At 68.4% G+C, this 22,509-nt stretch carries 21 protein-coding genes; 19 read left to right on the top strand and 2 right to left on the bottom strand.

Annotation, left to right across the window (positions count from 1 at the left end; genetic code table 11):
- Window positions 1-15 precede the first annotated feature (15 nt).
- The 17 genes from sufC to VA603_RS07930 all read left to right on the top strand — a co-directional run bounded on the left by sufC (window position 16) and on the right by VA603_RS07930 (window position 18,086).
- A complete protein-coding gene (sufC, locus tag VA603_RS08010; protein ID WP_132864709.1) occupies window positions 16-780 on the top strand; it encodes a Fe-S cluster assembly ATPase SufC in 765 nt (254 codons plus the stop codon).
- The gene (sufD, locus tag VA603_RS08005; RefSeq protein ID WP_323438461.1) at window positions 780-2,042 is read left to right on the top strand and encodes a Fe-S cluster assembly protein SufD; all 1,263 of its coding nucleotides are present in this window, start codon (window positions 780-782) and stop codon (window positions 2,040-2,042) included. Before sufC ends, sufD begins: the two co-directional genes overlap by 1 nt.
- Window positions 2,039-3,295 (top strand): cysteine desulfurase, encoded by a 1,257-nt coding sequence (locus tag VA603_RS08000; protein ID WP_132864711.1) that lies wholly within the window; start codon window positions 2,039-2,041, stop codon window positions 3,293-3,295. The genes sufD and VA603_RS08000 overlap by 4 nt, the downstream gene beginning before the upstream one ends.
- 177 nt (window positions 3,296-3,472) lie before the next feature.
- Window positions 3,473-4,009 (top strand): GNAT family N-acetyltransferase, encoded by a 537-nt coding sequence (locus tag VA603_RS07995; RefSeq protein ID WP_132864712.1) that lies wholly within the window; start codon window positions 3,473-3,475, stop codon window positions 4,007-4,009.
- Window positions 4,006-4,338 carry a non-heme iron oxygenase ferredoxin subunit gene (locus tag VA603_RS07990; protein ID WP_323438460.1) on the top strand — a complete coding sequence of 111 codons (333 nt, stop codon included), beginning with the start codon at window positions 4,006-4,008 and terminating at the stop codon, window positions 4,336-4,338. The genes VA603_RS07995 and VA603_RS07990 overlap by 4 nt, the downstream gene beginning before the upstream one ends.
- Before the next feature lie 316 nt (window positions 4,339-4,654).
- A complete protein-coding gene (locus VA603_RS07985) occupies window positions 4,655-5,068 on the top strand; it encodes a hypothetical protein (RefSeq protein ID WP_132864714.1) in 414 nt (137 codons plus the stop codon).
- Window positions 5,069-5,188: 120 nt separating this feature from the next.
- A complete protein-coding gene (locus VA603_RS07980; RefSeq protein WP_323438459.1) occupies window positions 5,189-7,468 on the top strand; it encodes a TonB-dependent receptor in 2,280 nt (759 codons plus the stop codon).
- Between the two features lie 64 nt (window positions 7,469-7,532).
- Window positions 7,533-8,225 carry a Fe2+-dependent dioxygenase gene (locus tag VA603_RS07975; protein ID WP_192286468.1) on the top strand — a complete coding sequence of 231 codons (693 nt, stop codon included), beginning with the start codon at window positions 7,533-7,535 and terminating at the stop codon, window positions 8,223-8,225.
- 56 nt (window positions 8,226-8,281) lie between these two features.
- Complete coding sequence (locus VA603_RS07970) at window positions 8,282-8,938, top strand: tetratricopeptide repeat protein (RefSeq protein WP_323438501.1); 657 nt, start codon at window positions 8,282-8,284, stop codon at window positions 8,936-8,938.
- Between the two features lie 115 nt (window positions 8,939-9,053).
- A complete protein-coding gene (locus VA603_RS07965; protein ID WP_323438458.1) occupies window positions 9,054-9,455 on the top strand; it encodes a hypothetical protein in 402 nt (133 codons plus the stop codon).
- Window positions 9,456-9,580: 125 nt separating this feature from the next.
- Window positions 9,581-11,986 (top strand): TonB-dependent receptor domain-containing protein, encoded by a 2,406-nt coding sequence (locus VA603_RS07960; protein WP_323438457.1) that lies wholly within the window; start codon window positions 9,581-9,583, stop codon window positions 11,984-11,986.
- Window positions 11,987-12,152: 166 nt separating this feature from the next.
- Window positions 12,153-13,226 carry an acyltransferase family protein gene (locus tag VA603_RS07955; RefSeq protein WP_323438456.1) on the top strand — a complete coding sequence of 358 codons (1,074 nt, stop codon included), beginning with the start codon at window positions 12,153-12,155 and terminating at the stop codon, window positions 13,224-13,226.
- An 80-nt stretch (window positions 13,227-13,306) separates the two neighbouring features.
- Complete coding sequence (locus VA603_RS07950; RefSeq protein WP_323438455.1) at window positions 13,307-13,951, top strand: PepSY-associated TM helix domain-containing protein; 645 nt, start codon at window positions 13,307-13,309, stop codon at window positions 13,949-13,951.
- Between the two features lie 25 nt (window positions 13,952-13,976).
- On the top strand, window positions 13,977-14,498 hold the full coding sequence (locus VA603_RS07945) for a DUF2271 domain-containing protein (RefSeq protein WP_132864721.1): 522 nt from the start codon (window positions 13,977-13,979) through the stop codon (window positions 14,496-14,498).
- A 28-nt stretch (window positions 14,499-14,526) separates the two neighbouring features.
- Window positions 14,527-15,333 carry a DUF4198 domain-containing protein gene (locus VA603_RS07940; RefSeq protein WP_132864722.1) on the top strand — a complete coding sequence of 269 codons (807 nt, stop codon included), beginning with the start codon at window positions 14,527-14,529 and terminating at the stop codon, window positions 15,331-15,333.
- 171 nt (window positions 15,334-15,504) lie between these two features.
- Window positions 15,505-16,479, top strand: coding sequence for an FAD:protein FMN transferase (locus tag VA603_RS07935; RefSeq protein ID WP_323438454.1), 975 nt, complete (start codon window positions 15,505-15,507; stop codon window positions 16,477-16,479).
- Window positions 16,476-18,086 carry a sulfite reductase subunit alpha gene (locus VA603_RS07930; RefSeq protein WP_323438453.1) on the top strand — a complete coding sequence of 537 codons (1,611 nt, stop codon included), beginning with the start codon at window positions 16,476-16,478 and terminating at the stop codon, window positions 18,084-18,086. Before VA603_RS07935 ends, VA603_RS07930 begins: the two co-directional genes overlap by 4 nt.
- A 62-nt stretch (window positions 18,087-18,148) precedes the next feature.
- Here VA603_RS07930 and VA603_RS07925 read toward each other — a convergent pair whose 3' ends face one another.
- On the bottom strand, window positions 18,149-18,745 hold the full coding sequence (locus tag VA603_RS07925) for a HutD/Ves family protein (RefSeq protein WP_323438452.1): 597 nt from the start codon (window positions 18,743-18,745) through the stop codon (window positions 18,149-18,151).
- Between the two features lie 181 nt (window positions 18,746-18,926).
- On the bottom strand, window positions 18,927-20,759 hold the full coding sequence (locus tag VA603_RS07920; RefSeq protein ID WP_323438451.1) for a 3-hydroxybutyrate oligomer hydrolase family protein: 1,833 nt from the start codon (window positions 20,757-20,759) through the stop codon (window positions 18,927-18,929).
- 115 nt (window positions 20,760-20,874) lie between these two features.
- On the opposite strand from VA603_RS07920, the gene VA603_RS07915 reads away from it, so the two are divergent.
- Both VA603_RS07915 and VA603_RS07910 read left to right on the top strand, forming a co-directional pair.
- A complete protein-coding gene (locus VA603_RS07915) occupies window positions 20,875-21,672 on the top strand; it encodes a 3-hydroxybutyrate dehydrogenase (protein ID WP_132864727.1) in 798 nt (265 codons plus the stop codon).
- Window positions 21,673-21,795: 123 nt separating this feature from the next.
- Window positions 21,796-22,458: a response regulator transcription factor gene (locus VA603_RS07910; protein ID WP_132864728.1), complete on the top strand. Its 663-nt coding sequence runs from the start codon at window positions 21,796-21,798 to the stop codon at window positions 22,456-22,458.
- Window positions 22,459-22,509: the final 51 nt, after the last annotated feature.

Below are 22,509 nucleotides of genomic sequence, written 5' to 3'. Positions count from 1 at the left end.
GAAGACCGCACCCTCATGTTGAAGATCGAAAACCTCCACGCAAGCATCGGCGACAAGGAAATCCTCAAGGGCCTGTCGCTGGACGTGAAGCCCGGTGAAGTCCACGCCATCATGGGCCCGAACGGCGCCGGCAAGTCCACGCTGGGCAACGTGCTGTCCGGCCGCGATGGCTACGAGGTCACCGAAGGCAGCGTGCAGTTCGAAGGCAGCGACCTGCTGGAGCTGGAACCGGAAGCGCGCGCCGCCGCCGGCCTGTTCCTGGCCTTCCAGTACCCGGTGGAAATCCCCGGCGTGAACAACACCTACTTCCTGCGTGCCGCGCTCAATGCACAGCGCAAGGCGCGCGGCGAGGAAGAGCTCGACTCGATGCAGTTCCTGAAGCTGGTCCGGCAGAAGCTGGCCGTGCTGCACCTGAAGGACGAGTTGCTGCACCGGGGCGTCAACGAAGGCTTCTCCGGTGGCGAGAAGAAGCGCAACGAGATCTTCCAGCTGGCCGTGCTGGAGCCGAAGCTGGCGATCCTGGACGAGACCGACTCGGGCCTGGACATCGACGCGCTCAAGAGCGTGGCCGACGGCGTCAACGCGTTGCGTTCGCCGGAGCGTTCGTTCTTGGTCATCACCCACTACCAGCGCCTGCTCGACTACATCAAGCCGGACGTGGTGCACGTGCTGGCCAACGGCCGCATCGTCAAGAGCGGTGGCCCGGAACTGGCGCTGGAGCTGGAAGCACACGGCTACGACTTCCTGAAGGACCGCGTGGTGCGCGAGGCGGCCAAGTAATGAGCGTCCTGCTGGATTCCCTGGCCGCCGGCTTCTGCGGCAGCAACGAACGCGCCGAACTGCTCGAGGCCGCGCTGAAGACCGGCCTGCCGGCCGCGCGCAGCGAGGCCTGGAAGTACACCTCGCTGCGCCAGTTCGAACGCCGCAGCTTCAGCGCTGCTCCGCTGCGGGCACCGGCTATCGATGCCGCGCAGGTGGCCTACATCCCCACCCCCCGCCTGGTGTTCGTCAACGGCCGCCCCAGCAGCGACCTGAGCGACCTGGAAGGCGTGGATGCGGGCGTGCAGGTGCGCACCCTGTCGGCGGTGAAGCAGCAGGAGCCGGAAGCCGTCCGCTTCCTTGGCCGCCGCTTCGACCGCGCCGAGGAGATCTTCGCCCAGCTCAACGCCGCGCTCGCCGATGAAGGCGTGCTGGTGCAGGTGGCCAACGGCGTCCACAGCGATACCCCGCTGCACCTGGTGTTCATCAGCACCGGCGACGGCAGCGACCGCGTGTGGCACCACCGGCACCTGGTGGAACTGCGTCGAGGGGCCTCGCTCAGGCTGGTCGAGCATCACCTGCACGACGGCGACAGCGCCAACTTCGACAACACCCTGGTCCACGTCCACCTGGCCCAGGATGCCCAGCTGGCGCACGCCCGCGTGCAGGCCGGCAGCAGCCGCGACACCCACCTGCTGCGCACCGACGCCGTACTTGCGCGCGACGCGCAGTACCGTCGCATCGACCTGGAACTGGGCGCGGCGCTGACCCGCCATGAGCTCAACGTGCGCCTGGAAGGTGACAACGCCAGGCTGGTCGCCAACGGCGTGCTGCTGGGCAATGGCCGTCGCCACATCGACACCCGCCTGGGCATCGACCACATCGCCCGCGACACCAGCGCCGAGCTGGTCTGGCGCGGCGTGGCCGCCAACCGCAGCCGCGTGGTGTTCCATGGCGGCATCAACATCCGCGAAGGCGCCGATGGCACCGATGCCAACCTGTCCAACAAGAACCTGCTGCTGTCCGCCGACGCCGAGATCGATACCCAGCCGACGCTGGTGATCGACGCCGACGAGGTCAAGGCCGCGCATGGCGCCACCGTGGGCCAGCTCGACGCCAATGCGCTGTTCTACCTGCGCACCCGTGGCGTGCCGGCCGAGCAGGCCCGCGCCATGCTCAGCGCGGCGTTCTGCCACGAGCCGCTCGCCGCGGTCGATGGCATCCTCACCGAGAAGCTGGCCCGGCACCTGGACCAGGCACTGCAACAGGCTGGCATGGCATGAACCTTTCCTCCCCGCGTCCGATCCACCCTTCGGCCACCGCTCCGGACTGGGACCGCGTGCGCGCCGATTTCCCGCTGCTGATGCGTGAAGTCAACGGCAAGCCGCTGGTGTATTTCGACAACGCCAACACCGCGCAGAAGCCGCTACAGGTGATCGGCGCGGTGGATGAGTTCTACCGCCGCTACAACGCCAACGTCAGCCGCGCCGTGCACGCGCTGGGCACCGAAGCCACCGAAGCGTACGAAGGCGCGCGCGCCAAGCTGGCGCGCTTCCTCAACGTGCGCAGCGACGAGCTGGTGCTGTGCAGCGGCACCACCTTCGCGATCAACCTGGTGGCCTACTCGTGGGCCTTGCCGCGCCTGAAGACCGGTGACGTGATCCTGGTCTCGCGCATGGAACACCACGCCAACATCGTGCCGTGGCAGTTGGTGGCGCAGCGTACCGGCGCGACCCTCCGCGTGGCCGAAATCCTGCCCGACGGTTCGCTGGACCTGGATGCCCTGCACGCGGCGATGACCCCCGAGGTGAAGCTGCTGGCGGTGACCCACGTCTCCAACGTGCTGGGCACCATCAACCCGGTGCGCGAGATCTGCCGCGAGGCACGCCGGCGCGGCATCGTCACCGTGGTGGATGGCTCGCAGGCCGCCCCGCACCTGCGCGTGGACGTGCAGGCCATCGGCTGCGATTTCTACGCCATCACCGGGCACAAGATGTGCGGCCCGACCGGCACCGGCGCACTGTGGGCACGCCGCGAGCTGCTGCAGGAAATGCCGCCGTTCCTGGGCGGTGGCGAGATGATCAAGGAAGTCAGCTTCGACGGCACCGTGTTCAACGATGCCCCGCACAAGTTCGAGGCCGGCACGCCGAACATCGCCGGCTTCATCGGCCTGGGCGTGGCGGTGGACTACCTCGACGCGCTTGGCCGCGACCACATCGCCGACCGCGAGCAGGCGCTGCTGGCGCATTTCACCGAGGAGCTGCAACGCATCGACGGCGTGCGCATCTTCGGCACCACGCCGCACAAGGCGGCGGTGGTGTCGTTCCTGGTCGAAGGCGCGCATTCGCACGACCTGGCCACCCTGCTCGACCTGCAGGGCGTGGCCGTGCGTTCGGGCCAGCATTGCGCGCACCCGCTGCTGCAGTACTACGGCGTCGCCGCCACCTGCCGCGCCTCGCTGGCCTTCTACAACACGCATGACGAGATCGAGTCGTTCATGGTGGCCCTGAAGAAGGTCCGCACCCTGCTGGGCTGAGGCCAGGAGCGGCCGCGAAAGCCCTCCCCCTTCGCCGCGCGAAAGGGAGGGCGCAATGCGGTAGTGCCGAGCCACGCGCGGCGCTGTCTCCGGACACCCCGGCCACGCGCCGCCTCCTTCCCGGCCGCGCCGTGCACCGCCGCTTCCCCTTCGCCTCGCGCGCACTAGAATGTGCCGATGAACGAGCTGACCTTCCGCACCGCGACCGCCGCCGACATCCCGGCCCTGATTGAACTGGTGACTTCCGCCTACCGTGGCGATGCCTCCCGCGTCGGCTGGACCACCGAGGCCGACCTGCTCGATGGCCAGCGCGTGGACGCCGACGGCATCCTGGCCGACATCAACCGCGCGCGCAGCGTGGTCCTGCTGGCCGAACAGGACGGCCAGCTGATGGCCTGCTGCCATGTCGCCGATGAGAACGGCCACGGCTATTTCGGCATGTTCGCGGTCAACCCCAAGGCGCAGGGCGGCGGCGTCGGCAAGCAGGTGATGCAGTACGCCGAGCGCTTTGCCGCCGAACAGTGGCAGCTGCCGACCATGCAGATGACGGTGATCGACTGCCGCGACGAACTGATCGCCTTCTACGAACGCCGCGGTTACGTCCGCACCGGCATCAAGAAGCCCTTCCCCTACGGCGATGCCCGCTACGGCCTGCCCAAGCGCGATGACCTGCAGTTCGAAGTGCTGGAGAAGCCGCTGGGAGCGGCGGCATGAGCGAGACCTGGACCTTCATCTGCGCCAGCGAGGAACTGCTGCCCGGGGAAATGAAGACCGCCTTCGACGAGGTCACCGGTACCCCGCTGGTCGTCTTCAACCTCGATGGCGAGCTGTACGCCCTGGAAGACCAGTGCAGCCATGAGGAGTTCGAACTGTCCTCCGGCGTGATCGACGCGGCCGAGGGCAGCATCGAGTGCATCCTGCACGGAGCCCGCTTCGACATCCGCGATGGCCGCGCCCTGTGCGCGCCGGCCTATTCCCCGGTGCCCAAGTTCCCGGTCAAGCGCGAACACGGCGGCATCTGGTCGCGCGACGACCGCGACTGAGCCCGCAGGCCTCACCCGCCGACACGGCGGAGGCCGCTCGCCCGACAGGGCACCGGGCAACGGCCGTCTGGCCGCCGGCCCCTGACGCGGGGGCCAGCACGCGGCTGGCGGCCGTCGGCTGCTTGCCGCGCCCCCTTCCCCACTCCCCCTTTGGCCTACCGGCCGGGCAGCGCCTGCCCGGGTGATTCGCCTGGCGTCATGGCCCGGCCGGCCCACTCAATATTGATAACGCAAACAATTCTCAATAAGATGCGCATCCATTGCGTCCTGCAATGATTTCTTAACACGCCTGTCTTCGATGCCCGCTTCCAGCGCCATGGCCATTCAGCGATTCGCCGCCCAGCTGCGGCAGCGCCAGCCGTGGCTGATGCTGGCACTGGGCCTGCTGATCGCCTGGGCGATGCTCGGCCATGCCGTGGCCGCGCCCGGCGCGTTGGCACCCAGCGCGTCCGTCGACCTGGTCAGTGCCCTCCCCGGCGGTGGCCAGCCCGGCGACCTGCCGGACATGGCCGCCATTTCCGAGTCCGGGGCCGAAAGCCTGCGCAGCGCGCGGCCACGCCCCGCGTCCACCGGCAGCCTGCCGCTCCGGCCCCTGCCGGCACCGCCCAGCCGCACGTTCCTGAACGCAGCGACCGATACCCGCCTGCGCCAGGCACTGGAAAGCGCACATCGCTATCCGCGTGCGCCCTACCTGCTGATCAATCGCGGCCACGCCCCTCCGCGGGCCTGAGCCCGTATCCACGCCGGTTCCGGCTGTCGCCGGCCACGCGTCTGCCTGATCCCCCGTTTCCGCTTTCCGCGCCGGCTCCCTGCCGTCGCCATCCTTTCGCCTACCCACAGAGTCTTTGCAATGAACCCTGCTCGCACTCCGCTGACGTCCGCCCTCCTGATCGCCATCGCCCCGTTGGCTGCCCACGCCGCCGACAGCGCCGACAATAGCGCCGACCCGCGCAAGGCCACCGACCTGGACAAGGTGCAGGTCCGCGGCAGCTGGTTCGCCCCTTCTTCGCCGAAGTTCACCGCTGACCTGCTCGACACCCCGAAGTCCGTGTCCATCGTCTCGGAGAAGCTGATCCAGCAAACCGGCGCGACCAGCCTGCAGGATGCCCTGCGCATGGTTCCGGGCATCACCTTCGGTGCCGGCGAAGGCGGCAATCCGACCGGCGACCGCCCCTTCATCCGTGGCTTCGACTCGCAGAGCAACATCTTCGTCGACGGCCTGCGCGACGTCGGCTCGCAGACCCGCGAGATCTTCGACCTTGAGCAGGTGGAAGTGGTCAAGGGCCCGAGCTCGGCCTACGGCGGCCGTGATTCCGGTGGTGGCAGCCTCAACCTGGTCAGCAAGACCCCGAAGCTGAAGAACGAGACCAGCGTCAGCATGGGCGCGGGCACCGACAGCTACGCGCGCGGCACCGTGGACAGCAACTACGTGCTCGGTGACGGCATCGCTGCCCGCCTGAACCTGATGAAGCACCAGTCCGACATTGCTGGCCGTGACGCCGCCAACGTCGATCGCTGGGGCATTGCGCCGTCGATCGCGTTCGGCCTGAACAGCCCGGCGCAGCTGATCGTGGGCCACTACCACATGGAAACCGACGACCTGCCCGATGCCGGCGGCTTCCCGTACAGCAACCCCTTCAGCAGCGGCCCGAACGTCGCCAAGAACGGCGACGGCAGCCCGCTGGTACCGGACCGCAACAACTACTACGGCCTGAAGGACCGCGATTTCCAGCGCACCCGCGCCGATATCAGCACCATCGACGCCAGCTACGACTTCGGCGACCACAAGCTGCGCAACATCGCGCGCCTGGGCAACACCAGCAACGACTACCTGTGGACCCAGCCGGACGACAGCAAGGGCAACCCGAACCTGTACGGCACCCTGTGGCGCCGTACCAACGCCCGCGCCGTCGACCTGAAGAACTTCACCGACCAGTTGAGCCTGACCGGCAGCTTCACCACCGGCTCGCTCAAGCACAGCTACAGCACCGGCGTGGAGTACAGCGACGAGAAGATGACCCGCGGCACCTACCAGATGACGCCGGGCACCAACAATCCGCTCACCGGCAGCACCGCCTGCCCGACCACCGGTCCGGCCACCGGCTACAACTGCACCGACTTCAACAACCCCAACCCGAACGACCCGTGGTCGGCCAACCAGATCGTCTACCGCAGCAACAAGGCACTGGACGTCCGCCAGACCACCAAGACCAAGTCGGTCTACGCGTTCGACACCATCGAGTTCAACGCGCAGTGGTCGGTCAACCTGGGCCTGCGTTACGACGACTACTCCACCGAACAGGTCACCCCGGTGCTCGGCAAGGCCCCCACGGTGTTCAACAACGACAACGACTTCGTGAACTACCAGGCCGGCGTCGTGTTCAAGCCGGTCTCCAACGGCAGCATCTACCTGTCCTACGGCACCTCCTCGACCCCGCCGGGCATGGACGGTGGTGACGGCTCGGACGGCATCAATGCCGCCAACGCCGACCTGAAGCCACAGGAGACCAAGAACCTCGAACTGGGCACCAAGTGGGACCTGTTCGACAACCGTCTGAACCTGACCGCCGCCCTCTTCCACACCGAGCTGAACAACGCGCGCGTGGTGATCGACAACGGCACCACCCAGAACGCAGGCAAGAAGGTCATCGACGGCTTCGAGCTGGGCTTCACCGGCCAGCTGACCGACGCGTGGAGCATCTACGGCGGCTACACCTACCTGGATTCGGAGCTGAAGGACAATGGCTTCACCTGCTCGGTCTCCAGCCGCACCGGCTGCCCGGCACCGGGCGTGTGGATCCCGTCGCCGAACAACGGCAACCAGTTCCCGAACACCGCCAAGCACAGCGCCAACCTGTGGACGACCTACAGCTTCCCGTTCGGCCTGACCCTCGGCGCCGGTGCCACCTATTCGGACAAGCAGTACGGTGACGCTGCCAACCTCAAGTGGATCCCCAGCTACACCCGCTGGGACGCGATGGCCAGCTACGCCATCCAGGAGAACATCAGCCTGCAGTTGAACGTACAGAACCTGAGCGACAAGGTGTACTTCACCAAGGCGTATGCTTCGCACTACGCCAGCATCGCCCCGGGCCGCTCAGCCACGCTGGCACTGAACGTCACGTTCTGATCGCGCTGGACCGCTCCACCCGCCCCCGGCCTCGTGCCGGGGGCTTCGCATCAAGGGAATACTCATGCTGCTGCACATCCCCGACGTACTCACGCGTGAACAGGTCGCACTCGCCCGCCAGCGCCTGCAGGATGCGGGCTGGGCCGACGGCAAGGCCACCGCCGGCTACCAGTCGGCGCAGGCCAAGCGGAACCTGCAGCTTCCCGAATCCGATCCGGTCGCACGTGCGCTGGGGTCGATGGTCCTGGATGCCATCGGCCGCAACGACACCTTCTTCGCCGCCGCCTTGCCGCGACGCGTGTACCCACCGCTGTTCAACTGCTACCGCGAAGGCGAAACCTTCGGCTTCCACGTCGACAACGCCATCCGCTACGACCACATCAGCCGGCCCGATGACCCGCAACCGGTCCGCACCGACCTGTCGGCGACGCTGTTCCTGTCCGATCCGGATGAGTACGACGGGGGCGAACTGGTCATCGAGGACACCTACGGCAACCAGCGGGTCAAACTTCCCGCCGGGCACATGGTGCTGTACCCCGGGACCAGCCTGCACCAGGTGACCCCGGTGACGCGCGGTGCGCGCCTGGCATCGTTCTTCTGGATCCAGTCGATGGTGCGCGACGACGGCCATCGCCGCTTGCTGTGGGAGCTGGACCTGTCCATCCGTGGCCTCACCGGCGACCATCCCCAGCACCCGTCATTGGTCAGCCTGACCGGCGTTTACCACAACCTGCTGCGGCAATGGGCCGAAGCGTGAGCACCGCGCTGCAGGACCTCCAGTCGTTGCTGCGGCAACTCCCGGACAACCCGGCCATGGTCATGGCCGAGCTCGAGCAGCGCGCGCAGCGCGGTGAGGTACTGGCCCAGTTCCTGCTCGGCCAAGCCTGCATGGAAGGCCGTGGCCGCGACATCGATGCCGGAGCGGGCATGGCCTGGTTCGAGCGCGCCGCCAATGGTGGACTGGCGCAGGCGATGAACATGCTCGGCCGCTGCCACGAGCTCGGCCACGGTACACCGGTCAACCATGAACTGGCCGCGGTCTGGTATCGCCAGGCCGCCGATGGCGGCTTGGACTGGGGGATGTACAACCTTGCCAATCTGCTTGCCACCGGACGCGGGCTGGCCAGGGACGAGGTCGCCGCCTATGCGCTCTACCTGCGTGCCGCCCAGGCCGGCCACGCCAAGTCGATGAACCTGGTCGGCCGCTGCCTGGAGGAAGGCCGCGGCGTCGCCGCCGATCCCGCCGCCGCACCTGCCTGGTACCTGCGCTCGGCCGAAGCCGGCGACTTCCGTGGCCAGGCCAGCCACGCTTCCCTGCTGCTGGCGGCCGGCGAGGTGGATGCCGCCGTGCACTGGCTGAGGAAGGCATTGGCCAATGGCAGCCCCTCATTCATGGCGGCAATCCGTCCACAACTGGCGGCCTCGCCCCATGCGGCGATCCGTGCCCTGGTTACAGGTCAGGCGATGTGATGGCCAACAGCCATCATTGATAGTGGTTATCATTTGCAAAAGCTAACGCGTCCCATCTAAAATTCCCGCCCGAAACGCATGGCCTTCCTGTCGTGCGCATCACCGGGGATTTCACGTGTACCAGCTGCAGCGCCAACAGGACGTGGCCATCGTCGCGCATCGCGCCAGCGCGATCCGCCCGGTGGCGTTGTGCGCGTTGCTGCTGCTGTCGCTGCTCGCCTCGCTGTCGCAGCACGGTACCCACCTGCCACGCCTGGGCGGCGCCCAGAGCACCTGCACCACGGCGGGCGAGGAACGTGGCGAAACCCCGCTCGAAGAACAGGGCCCGGCCAAGCTGCGCCGGGCCGCCCCCCTGCATGCGGCGCGTGCCGCCCTGCCCCATCCCGGGTTCCTGCCGCGTCGTGCCGCCGTTGCACGCGCCGTCGCACCCCTGCCGATCCCCGCCGCATCGCATCAAGCCCCGCCCGCCCTGCACAGTCCGCGCCAACAGCGCGGGCAGGCACCGCCACTGGCCTGACAGCGTCACCACTGGCCGGGTCCGGCCCTGGCTCCCTGCTCCTTCCTGCCGCAGCAGCGGCCGCACGCCAACGCGTGTGGCACCGGCCTGCGCACCGCTCATCCATCTTTCCCGAGGTTGCTTCCATGGCTGCCAGCCATCGTCGTCGTGCGTCCGTTTCCCGCCACCTGCTCACCGCCGCCGTGCTCGGCGCGCTGTCCGTCTCCGCCCACGCCAGTGGCACCGGGGCCCCCACCACGCTGGACAAGGTGGTGGTCACCGCCGCCGGCTTTGAACAGAAGATCGTCGATGCGCCGGCCAGCATCAGCGTGGTCAGCCGCGAGGAACTCGCGCTGCGCCCCTACACCAGCCTGATCGACGCACTGCGTGACGTCGAAGGCATCGACGTGGGCATGGAAACCACCGACAAGAACGGCCGTGCCACCATCTCCATGCGTGGCATGCCCTCGGAATACACCCTGGTCCTGATCGACGGCCGCCGCCAGAGCAACGTCGGCAACCTGTACCCCAACAACTTCGGCGGCGGCCAGTTCGCCTACCTGCCGCCGCTCGATGCCATCGAACGCATCGAAGTGGTGCGAGGCCCGATGTCCACGCTGTACGGCGCCGACGCGATGGGCGGCGTGATCAACGTCATCACCCGCCGCAACAAGGGGCAGTGGAGCGGTTCGTTCACCCAGGGCTTCACCGTGCAGCAGGACAGCCAGTTCGGCGACGCCCGCACCAGCGACCTGTATCTCAGCGGCCCGCTGGTCAAGGACACGCTGGGCCTGACCGTGCGCGGCAGCTGGTATGACAGTGACGAATCCTCGCCGGAGTGGTCGGCCCTGCCGCTGCCCGATGGCAGCAGCTGGGAGCGCGCGCTCGGTTTCGGCGGCGGCGGCAAGGCCGTGGCCAACACCAACTGGAACACGGGCATGCGCCTGGACTGGAGCGTGTCGGAAAACCACAGCCTGTGGCTGGACTATGACCTCTCCCGCCAGAAGTACGACAACAGCAAGGGCCAGACCGGCACCCTGGACGGGCTGGAGAGCCTGTGGCGCAGTGGCGTGGCCACCATTCCCAACGGCAGTGGCGGCACCACCAGCCGCCGCGTAGTGCAGCCGCGCGTGGGCTATACCGCCTACCAGCGCTACGAACTGGACCAGCTCGCCCTGACCCACCAAAGTCGCTATGACTTCGGCACCTGGCAGACCAGCCTGGCCCGCACCCAGAGCAACAACCTCGGTCGCTCGCTGCCGTTGACGCTGGAAGAGCGCGCCGACCTGCAGACCCTGTGGAACGACGTCTGCAGCCGCCGCGGCCAGGCCGCCAACTGCAACATGACCAACGGCAACGTCTCGATCCTCAACGATGCCGAACGCGCCCGCCTGCAGGCCTTCCTGCCGCGCCCGCTGCGCACCATGGAACTGGACGCGCTGGTGCTGGACACCCTGCTGGACCTGCAGTTCGGCGCACACCAGCTCACCCTGGGCGGCCAGTACAACAACACCGACATGACCGACGGCGTGTTCGGCATGGACGGCGGCGGCTACAAGGACAACGTCAAGCAGAAGCACCGCACCTGGTCGGTGTTCGCCGAGGACAACTGGTCGCTGGCCGAGCGCCTCACCGCCACGCTCGGCCTGCGCTATGACCACCACAACATCTTCGGCAGCCATGTCAGCCCGCGCGCCTACCTGGTGTGGAACGCCAGCGATGCCTGGACCGTGAAGGGCGGTATCAGCACCGGCTACAAGACCCCGCGCCCGGACCAGCTGTTCCCCGGCGTCACCGGCTTCGGCGGCCAGGGCGTGATCCCGATGGTGGGCTCGCCCAACCTCAAGCCGGAAACCAGCACCAACTACGAGATCGCCAGCTACTACGAGGGTGAGCGCTGGGGCTTCAACGCCACCGCCTTCTTCAACCGCTTCGAGGACAAGATCGCCAGCGGCGGCAGCTACCCGAACTGCGAGGTCGCCCCGGCCGGCGGTGGCTATTGCGTCGATGTCGGCCCGGGCTGGGCAGCGCTGGGCTACAGCGTCTTCGGCCAGAGCGTGAACCTGGACAAGGCCGAGACCCGCGGCGTCGAGCTGGCCAGCCATGTCGACCTGCTCGCCAACCTGCAGTTGCGCGGCAACTACACCTGGACCAAGAGCGAGCAGACCAGCGGCACCGGCAAGGGCCTGCCGATCGCCGGCAACCCCGCCAAGCACATGGCCAATGCCAGCCTCAACTGGCAGATCAGCGATGCACTGAGCCTGTCGCTGATCGGCGAAGGCCGCTACGACCGCTACCGCGACACCCTGCCGGACGCCAACGGCACCCCGCAGACCCGCTATTACGAGGACTACACCCTCTTCCATCTCGGCGGCAGCTGGAAGGCCACCCCCTGGCTGACCTTCAACGCACGCGTGAACAACCTGTTCGACAAGGACTTCGTTTCGCAGTCGTGCCTGCTGACCTCGCCCAGCGAGTACAGCTGCGTGGACGACTACGCGGTCAAGGAGCAGCGTCGCAGCTATTGGATCTCGCTCAACGCGCGCTTCTGAACCGTTGCCTGCCGCCGCCCCACCACAGGCGGCGGCAGGGCCCGTGCCGCACCCGTACAGGCACTGCTCCGGCCGCTGAACCGTGACGGCCGGCGGCGCCGTCCACCCTCAACACGCGGCGCGGGCACGATGCTAGAGTCCGCACACTCTGAGCTTCCCCGTCGTGATGGCCACCCGCCCTTTTCATTCCATCCAGGCGTTGCGCGCCATTGCCGCCCTGCTGGTCGTGCTGTTCCACCTGCAGATCGTGGAGGCCAAGTACACCGCCGGCATGCCGCTGCTGCCGGGCTTCATCCGCCATGCCGACAGTGGCGTGGACCTGTTCTTCGTGCTGTCCGGTTTCGTGATGACCACCATCGCCGCCGGCAGCTATGGTTCACCGCGTCAGGCCGGGCGTTTCCTGGTGCGACGCAGCTGGCGCGTGCTGCCGCCCTACTGGTTCTACACCACCGCAGTGGTGGTGCTGATGCTGGTCGCCCCGGGCATCGCCAACAGCGCCTACCAGGAGCAGAGCGTCCTGGCCTCGTACCTGCTCTGGCCACAGCCGCAGTTGCCCCTGCTGACCGTCGGCTGGACCCTGATCCACGAGATGTTCTTCTACCTGGTGATGGCCGGGATGATCGCCTTCGCGCGCGAGACCTGGTTGCCGGCACTGCTGCTTGGCTGGGGTGCCCTGACCCTGGCGGCACACTTCCTGCTCGATGCCGGTGCGCCATGGCAGCAGGTCGCCAGCAGTCCGCTGACACTGGAATTCATTGCCGGCGCACTGGTCGGGCTGTACTGGAGGCACCTGCCTGCACCCATGGCCTTGCCGGTGGCCGTTGCCGGCGCGCTGGGCCTGGCCGGCGCGATGCTGCTGTTGTCCGAAGCCGGCGGCCCGCCCCCTTCCATGGCAATGCGCCTGTGTGCCTTCGGCCTGCCGGCGGCCCTGCTCACGCTGGGGCTGGTGCGCTGGGAACGTGCCGGATCGCCCCGGGTCCCGCTTCTATTGCTGCGGATCGGCGACAGTTCCTACTCGCTGTACCTGAGCCATGTGTTCGTGATCTCCGCCGCCGGGCGGCTCTGGCAGGCGAGCGGCTGGAACCACGGCCCCTGCCAGTCCGGGGCCTTCATCGCGCTCACCGTCCTGGCCTGCATCGGCGCCGGCTGGGCCTCCTGGCGCTGGCTCGAGCAACCCTTGCAACGCCTGCGTCCGGGCCGACGCACGCCGCGGCCCGATACCGCGGCGGCCAGCGGGTGAGGCCGCGATACAATTTGATACAAATTGCGAATCATTCTCATTAATGATCTAATTCCCGGTCTCCCATCCGCTTTGTTCCCGTGTCCGCAGACCGCGCTTCCACCAACACCGTGCAGCAACAGGCCAGCCGCGGCTTCTGGCTGCGCACGCTGCACCAGTGGCACTGGATCAGTTCGGCGGTCTGCCTGATCGGCATGTTGCTGTTCTCCATCACCGGCATCACCCTCAACCACGCCTCGAAGATCGAAGCCAAGCCGCAGGTACAGAACCTGCAGCTGGAGCTGCCGGCGCCGGTGCTCAAGGCGCTGGGTACGCGCGAGGATGGCAACGCGCCGCTGCCGGCGCGGGTCTCGGACTGGCTGTCGGCGCGGCTGGACGTCTCCATCGGCCAACGCCCGGCCGAGTGGTCGCCCGAAGAGATCTACCTGTCCATGCCCGGGCCCGGTGCCGATGCGTGGCTGAGCATCGACCGCCAGACCGGCGCGGTGGAGTTCGAGAAGACCCGCCGTGGCTGGGTGTCCTACTTCAACGACCTGCACAAGGGCCGCAACGCCGGACCGGGCTGGGGCTGGTTCCTGGACCTGTTCGCCGTGGCCTGCCTGGTGTTCTGCATCACCGGCCTGTTCCTGCTGCATCTGCACGCGCGGCAGCGGCGCATGACCTGGCCGCTGGTCGGCCTGGGCCTGCTGATCCCGCTGCTGATCGCCCTGCTCCTCATCCACTGATCGTCATTCCTCCCGGAGTCGCACCATGCGCGTCACCCTGACCATCGCCCTGAGCGGCCTGATCGCCACCGCCCCGGCCGCCTACGCCGCCAGCCTCGACGTCAACGTTGAAGTGCCCAAGCTCAACGTCGCCGAATACCACCGCCCGTATGTCGCGGTGTGGATCGAGGGTGCCGACCAGAAGGTCGCCGCCAACCTGTCGGTCTGGTACCAGCTGCGCGACACCGCCGAGGGCCATGGCACCAAGTGGCTGCCGGACCTGCGTCAGTGGTGGCGCAAGAGCGGCCGCACCCTGCAGGTGCCGGTCGATGGCGTCACCGGCCCGACCCGCCCGGTCGGCAAGCACCAGCTCAGCTTCAACGACCGCCAGCCGCAGCTGCGCGGCCTGCCCGCCGGCCAGTACACCCTGGTGGTGGAAGCCGCCCGCGAGGTCGGTGGCCGCGAGCTGCTCAAGATCCCCTTCACCTGGCCGGCGCGCAGCGTCCAGAACGGCAGTGCCCAGGGCACGTCCGAACTCGGCGCCGTCACCCTGTCCGTCAAGCCCTGATCCGCACCACCGCACTGGAGCCCACCGAATGAAGCGTTCCCTCCTGATTGCCGCCGCCATCGCCGCGCTGGTTCCGTTCACTGCCTCGGCCCACAAGGCCTGGCTGCAGCCGTCGCAGACCGTCATCTCCGGCACCAACCCGTGGATCACCGTGGACGCGGCCGTCTCCAACGACCTGTTCTACTTCAACCACGTGCCGCTGCGCATCGACAACCTGGTGATCACCGCACCGGACGGCAGCACCGTGCAGCCGCAGAACGTGGCCACCGGCAAGTACCGCAGCGTGTTCGACGTCGAACTCACCCAGCAGGGCACCTACCGCCTGGCCAACGTCAACGCCGGCCTCTCGGCCACCTGGCAGGAAGACGGCAAGCCCAAGCGCTGGCGCGGCAACGCCGAGAAGTTCGCCACCGAAGTGCCGAAGAACGCACCGGAGCTGAAGGTCTCCGAGACCGCCGGGCGGGTCGAGACCTTCGTCACCAACGGCGCACCGAACGACACCGCGCTCAAGCCGACCGGCAAGGGCCTGGAGATGGTGGCCGTGGGCCACCCGAACGACCTGTTCGCCGGTGAGGCCGCCAGGTTCCGCCTGCTGGTAGATGGCAAGCCGCAGGCCGGCCTGGAAGTGGAGATTACCCGCGGCGGCACCCGTTACCGCAACGCGCAGGAGGAGATCAAGGTCACCACCGACGCCAACGGCGAGTTCTCGGTGACCTGGCCGGAGGCCGGCATGTATTGGCTGGAAACCGGCACCGAGGACAACAAGACCACGGTCGCGCAGGCCAACGTGCGTCGCCTGACCTACGTCGCCACGCTGGAAGTGCTGCCGCAGTAAGCAATTGCTCAAAGTCCCTCTCCCGCCTGCGGGAGAGGGGCTGGGGTGAGGGCACGAGGAGCGGCCCCGTCGCCGATCAACGTCAGCAAGAACGCTCCCCCATACGCCCCTTCGGGGCACCTTCCCCCGCACACGGGAGAAGGACAAAAGGTCCCTCGATTCCCGACACTGATGTCCCCCAACGCCGACATCGCCGCCCTTGGCGGCCACACCATGGGCACCACCTGGAGCGTCAAGCTGGTCGCGCCACGCAGCCGTGACCTGCATGCGCTGCACGCGGGCATCCAGGGGGAACTTGATCGCGTGGTCGCGCAGATGAGCACCTGGGAACCAGACTCGGACATCAGTCGCTACAACCGTGCCGCTGCCGGCCACTGGCAGCCGCTCCCCGAGGACTTCTGGACCGTGCTCAGCGCCGCGCACGACATCGCCCGGCGCAGCGACGGTGCATTCGATCCCAGCATCGGCCCCTTGGTCGCGTTGTGGGGCTTCGGTGCACAGGCGCGCGCGCAGCGCGTACCCGACGCTGCAGAAAGGACAGCGGTCGCCCGCCACTGCGGCTGGCAGAAACTTCAGTTGGATCAACCGGCACGCGCTGCGCTGCAACCCGGCGGCCTGCAGTTGGATCTGTCCGCCATCGCCAAGGGCTATGGGGTGGACCTGGTCAGCCATTGGCTGCGTCGCAACGGCGTCGAGGCCGCGCTGGTCGAAGTCGGCGGCGAACTGCACGGCTACGGTCGCAAGCCCGACGGCCAGCCCTGGCGCGTGCTGGTCGAGTCCGCGCCCGAGGAGGATGCCGGTGCAGAGTACCCACCGCGGGTGCTGGCACTGGACGATCTGGCCATCGCCACCTCCGGCGATCGCTGGCACCACTATGACCACGATGGCGTGTCCTACAGCCACACGCTGGATCCCCGCACGCAGGCCCCGGTCACCCGCGCCGCGGCCGCGGTGACGGTAATCGATCGCCAGGCCATGCACGCCGATGCCTGGGCCACCGCATTGACCGTGCTGGGTGCCGAACAGGGCTTGGCCTTTGCCCAGGCGCAAGGGCTGGCCGCACGCTTCGTCTCGCGCGATGGCAGTGGCCTGCAGGAAGCCATGACCCCCGCCTTCCAGCAATACCTGGACGCAAACGCCACATGAGTACCCCCCGCTTCAATCGGGCGCTGTTCGGCAACCTGGCCGTGATCGCGGTGCTGGTGGCCGTCGCCGTGCTGCTGCTGCGCCTGCACCTGGGCGAGGGCTGGTGGCTGGCCTCGCCACTGCCCTGGCAATGGTGGAGCGCGGCGGGCGTGGGCGCGGTCTATGCGTTTGCCTGTTTCGTCCTGTGGTGGCGCGTGCGCCCGCGCAAGGAGCTGGCCAGGGACACCGGGCAACCGCCGCTGCTGATCGTCTGGGCCAGCCAGACCGGCTTTGCCCGACAACTGGCCGAACGCAGCGCCCAGAGCCTGCGTGCCGCCGGCCATGCCACCCGCCTGCGCGCACTGGACCAGGTCGACGCCGCCCTGCTGGGCAGCAGCCACCAGGCGTTGTTCATCGCCAGCACCACCGGCGAAGGCGACCCGCCGGACCATGCACTGGCCTTCCTGCGCCGGGTGATGCCGCAGGCAAGTGCGTTGCCGGGGCTGCAGTACGCGGTGCTTGCTCTGGGCGACCGCAGCTACGAACACTATTGCGCCTTCGGCCACCAACTCGATGCATGGCTGCGCGCACATGGCGCGCAACCGTTGTTCGACCTCGTCGAGGTCGACAACGCCGATCCCGATGCCTTGCGCCATTGGCAACAGCTGCTCGGCCAACTGGGCGGCACCACCAGCAACGTGCCGGACTGGAGCGCGCCCGAGTACCAGCCCTGGCGGCTGCAATCGCGCCAACTGCTCAACCCCGACAGCGTCGGTGGCCCGGTGTTCCACCTGGCACTGCAACCGGCCGAAGGTGCGCTGCCATCCTGGCAGGCAGGCGACATCGCCGAGATCGGGCCACGCCAATCCACCGCGGCGGTGCAGGCCTGGATGCAGGCACATGGATTCGACCCCGGCACCCGCTTGCCGGACGGTCGCCTGCTGGGCGAACTGCTTGCTGCCTCGCAGTTGCCGGAGCATGCCGCCGACATCGACATCGCCGCCCTCGCCGCCCAGCTCAGGCCGCTGCCGCATCGCGAATACTCCATCGCCTCGATGCCCGGCGAAGGCAACCTGCAACTGATGCTGCGCCGCCAGCTGCGCCCGGACGGCCAACCCGGCCTGGCCAGTGGATGGCTATGTGACTACACCCAACCCGGTGACCGCATCGACCTGCGCCTGCGCAGCAACGCCAACTTCCATCCGCCGGCCGCGGACGTCCCGCTGATCCTGATCGGCAACGGCACCGGCATCGCCGGCCTGCGCGCGCACCTGCGTGCGCGCATCGATGCGGGCGCGCGGCGCAACTGGTTGTTGTTCGGCGAGCGCAACCTCGCCCATGACTTCCACTTCGGCGACGAGCTGCAGCAGTGGCAGCGCGAAGGCTGGATCGAACACCTCGACGCGGTCTTCAGCCGTGATGGCGGCGCCTTCCACTACGTGCAGGATGCACTGGCCGCTCACGCGCCGCGGTTGCGCGAGTGGATCGACCACGGCGCCACCGTGCTGGTCTGCGGCAGCCTGCAGGGCATGGCCCCGGCGGTGGACGCGGTGATCCTCGATGCCCTTGGCAGCGAGGCCCACGAGGCCCTGCGCATCGCCGGCCGCTACCGGCGCGACGTGTACTGAGTACTCCCAACGGGTAGCGCCGGGGCTTTCCCGCCAGCGCCTCAGCGGAGCAGGGCCCCGCTCTACCGCGTCACTGCCGGAGCCACCCGGATCGCCAGCAGCTCGCCGCCACCGTGCAGCGTGAAGCGCTCGCGTGCCCCGGCACCCAACCAGGCGGTATCGCCCGCTGCCAGCGCCGGCAGCACATCGCCTTCGAAGCGGGCCTGCCCGGCCAGCAGGTGGATCGCCCAGGCCGCCTGTGGCTCGGTGAAGAACAGCATGTTGCCGACCAACGGACGATGCAGCAGCTCGGCATTCACCTCATCGCGCCGCCACATCAGGTTGAAGTCCTGGGTGAAGCCATCGACCAGCTCGCCGGTGATCACGTCCTCACCCGCGAAACGCAGCCGCTGGTAGGGCGGCAACAGGGTTTCGCAGCGACCATCGGCAAAGCGCAGGCGCAGGCCTTCGCCCTGCAGCAGCACCAGCTCGCGCTCGATGCCCGGGAAGGCGGAAAACGCGGCGTCCTGCTCGATCTCGGCAATGGACAAGCGCAGCTGCCAATCGCCCTGCTCGGGCAGGCGCAGGATCTCGCGGGTCCAGCCCAGCCCGTTGCGCCAGCGCTCGCGCTGGTACTGGGCGGCGGGAATGACACGGGAAGAAAAATTCAGAAGGTCCATGCGCGCATGATGCCATCGCCCGCGCGCGGCAGGGCGCCAGGACGGCAGGAGCGACTTCAGTCGCGAAACCAACAATGCACGCATGAACGCAGAAGCCTGCCATCCGAGAAATCAGATGACAGGCTTCATGCGCCCCGCAACCTCAACCGACCTCGTGGCCAAAGCCGCTCCTGCCGTGGGGTCAGCGCGGCACGGCCAGGTGCTCGGCGGTCAGCGGCTGGCCGGCACGCGGCGTGGTCGCGATCACCGCATCGGCCGGCAACGCGGTGCCGTTGTCCAGGCGCGCTTCCACGCGGTCCAGCGCGGCATACACATATGGCAACAGCGGCAGGTAGCGCGCGCCGTAATCCGGCAGGCCCAGGAACCCGTCGAAGTGCTGCACGTGCTGCACCTGCCAGTAGCTCACCTCACGACCGGCCGCCTTGGCGGCAGTGGCGTAGGGCTTGCTGCTGAAGGCCGGCGGGATCAGCCCATCGTCGGTGCCATGCACCACCATCACCGGCAGCCCCTTGCGCGGCAGCCCGGCGCGGGTGGCCTGGATGCCGGCCTGCACGCGCTTGGCATCCTCGCCCTGCCCGTCCCACAAGCCGCGCAGGCATTTCAGCCCGGCGTAGGTCAGGTCCGGCAACTGCACCTTGCTGTCGAGCAGGCCGACGCCGGCGCCCGGCGGAATACCGCTGCCGTCGGAAATCCATGCCGCACGCTCGGCGGCGCTGGCCACGCGCGGGGAGAAGTCCGGGTTCTGCGCGGCAAAGTTGAAGCTGCACGGATGCTCGCCCACGCCATAGCGGCCATAGGCCGAGGCGTAGGTCGCGGCGATCGCACGCCACAGATCGAAGCCGGTGGACAACGCGCCCGCACGCAGCGCGGCATCGGTCCAGCCCTTGCTCAGCATCAACGCGTAGGCCGACTGTGCCTGCGCGGCCGGCGTCGCCCCACTGATCACGCCCTCGCTGGCCAGCGTGGCGCAGCGCACCGCAGCGCCCGCCTGCAATGCGGCGGTCAGCGGCGGTTGCGGCAGGTTGCTCATGTGCAGCTGCGCGCACGGCATCAGCAGCGCGGCTTCGGTGGTGTAGTCGTACAGCGCACGCGCGCCAGGGCCATCGGAATAGATGCTCGGCTCACCGGCCACCACCGCATCCAGCCAGTCACCGTCCATCTCGGCCGCGCGCAGCACTGCGCCGCCGCCGTTGGAGATGCCCACCGCGATGATGCGGGTGTTGTCGAAGGTGAACGGCGCCGCCTGCGGATAGGCCTGGCCCAATGCCAGCAACGCGAACTCGGCCGCCTGCTTCACGTGCCGGCCCCAGTCGGCCTCCGGGTTGTCCTTGGAATGGGCGTGCTTGAAGGCCACGCCCGATGCATTGACCGGCGCATCCGGCGCGAACGCCAGGTCGGCGGCCTCGCCCAGTGCACCGACGCTGCCATTGGCGCGCACGCCCTGCTGTGCGTCCAGGTCGTAGTAGTCGCTGCCGGCGCCCTTGTCGGTGTAGACCACCGCACAGCCCTTGGGCAGGCCCCAGGCCGCTGCCACCGACACCGCGCCGTAGATGCCACGCGAGCCCGAGGCCGGGGCCACCAACACGCAGCGCTTGGCCAGGTCGAAGTTGTCCGGCACCTGCGCCAGCACCCGGTGCGGCTGCCTGGCACCCGGCAGGCGGGCATAGGCCGAGTACTCACGGCCCGGCGCCGGCGCCAGGCTGCCGAACAGCTCGCCATAACCCCCGCCCGGGGCGAGGTCGGCGATGCCACGCCAGCTGCCCCACAGGGCGCGGCGACGCAGCTCCTCGACGGTCGGCGCGGTAGCGTCGGCGAAGGCCGGCGGGGCCACGCTGCGCAAGCCGGCCAGGCCGAGGCCGGCGGTGAGCAGGTCGTCGCTGCCGCGGTGTTCGCTGCGGAGTTCGTTGCTGAACATGGAAGGCTCCACGGACTGGGAGGCGGGGCCGCTGGCGCAGGAGGCCAGGCTCAGTCCGACGAATAGGCCGCAGGCGGCGCGCAGTAGGGATTGGCTCATGGGCGCACACTAGCAGAGGCCCACGGGCCGGCTCATCGTACTTTCGTACCACACGCTTTTAGCACCCCGGCTGCTACGTTTTCCGTACTTTCCCCACTGTTCTACGGAGTCCCCCATGGACCGCTTCCTGCAAGGCCGCACCGCACTGGTGACCGGCAGTACCTCCGGCATCGGCCTGGCCATCGCACAGGCGCTTTCGGCGGCCGGCGCGCGCGTGGCCATCAACGGCCTGGGTACGCCCGAGCAGATCGACGCCGCGCTCAAGAGCGTGGCCGATGCCGGTAGCGAGGCCCGTCACTTCGGCGCGGACCTGCGCAAACCCGACGAAATCACCACCCTGCTTGAAGCCGTGCAGGCCTGGGGCCAGGTCGACGTGCTGGTCAACTGCGCCGGCATCCAGCATGCCGCACCGCTTGCCGAGCAGCCGTCGCAGAAATGGGACGACATCATCGCCATCAACCTCAGCGCCGCCTTCCACACCATGCAGCACACTCTGCCGGGCATGGCCGAGCGTGGCTTCGGCCGGGTGATCAACATCGCCTCGGTGCACGGGCTGGTGGCCTCGAAGAACAAGGCCCCCTACGTGGCCAGCAAGTTCGGCATCGTTGGCCTGAGCAAGGTGGCCGGCCTGGAATACGCCGCCGCCGGCAGCCGCGACAGCGGCGGCGTCACCGTCAACTGCATCTGCCCGGGCTGGGTCGAAACCCCGCTGATCGAGCCGCAAATCCAGGCCCACCGCAACGGCGGCAGCCGCGACGACGGCGTGCGTGCCCTGCTTGAGGAGAAGCAGCCTAGCCTGCGCATGTCGCTGCCGGAGGACATCGGCGCGATGGTGGTGTGGCTGTGCCGCCGCGAGGCACACAACGTCACCGGCGCGGCGATGCCGATGGATGGCGGCTGGACGTCGCAGTAAGTGCATGCACGCCGGCGACACCGGCCAACCGCATCCGCGCATGCTGCGCGTTGATGCGGTTGCGTTTGTCGCCGCTTCAGCCTTTACTCACCGCTTCCGTCGTCCACACGCCCCCGCCCGAGAATGCCCAGCCTGCTGATCGCCGACGACCACCCCCTGTTCCGCGCCGCGCTGCGTCAGGCTGCCAGCGACGCGGTCAGCGGCATGCAGGTGCGCGAGGCCGAGTCACTGGAAGGCGTGCTGGCCGCATTGGATGACGCCCCGGAAACCGACCTGATCCTGCTCGACCTGCACATGCCGGGCAACCACGGCCTGGCCGGTCTGGCGGCGATCCGCGCCCAGCACCCGGGCGTGGCGGTGATCGTGGTTTCGGCCAACGACGACCCGCGCGTGGTCCGGCGCGCCCTTGACCACGGTGCCGCCGGCTACCTGCCCAAGAGTTCGGGCCTGAACGAACTGCACGACGCCATCCGCAGCGTGATGGCCTGCGAGCAATGGTTGCCGGCCTCGTTGCGCGCCTCGGTGGCACGCGCGCAGTCCTCCAGCCACGACAGCGAGCTGGCCGCACGCCTGGCCAGCCTGTCGCCACAGCAGTTCCGGGTGCTGGTGCTGGTCGCCGAAGGGCTGCTCAACAAGCAGATCGCCGACCGCCTGGACGTGCAGGAACGCACGGTCAAGGCGCATCTGTCCGCCATCTTCGAACGGCTGGGCGTGCGCAACCGCACCCAGGCCAGTGTCGTGCTGCGCGAGCTTGAACTCAGCGACCCCGCCCGCCAGGTGCTCTGACCCACGCGTACAGGAGCGGCCTCGGCCGCGAAGCAGGAATCGCGTGACTGC

This window comes from Stenotrophomonas capsici, from assembly GCF_034961085.1.
In the GTDB taxonomy this organism is placed as follows: domain Bacteria; phylum Pseudomonadota; class Gammaproteobacteria; order Xanthomonadales; family Xanthomonadaceae; genus Stenotrophomonas; species Stenotrophomonas capsici.
This window is presented reverse-complemented; position numbering and strand designations above follow the sequence as displayed.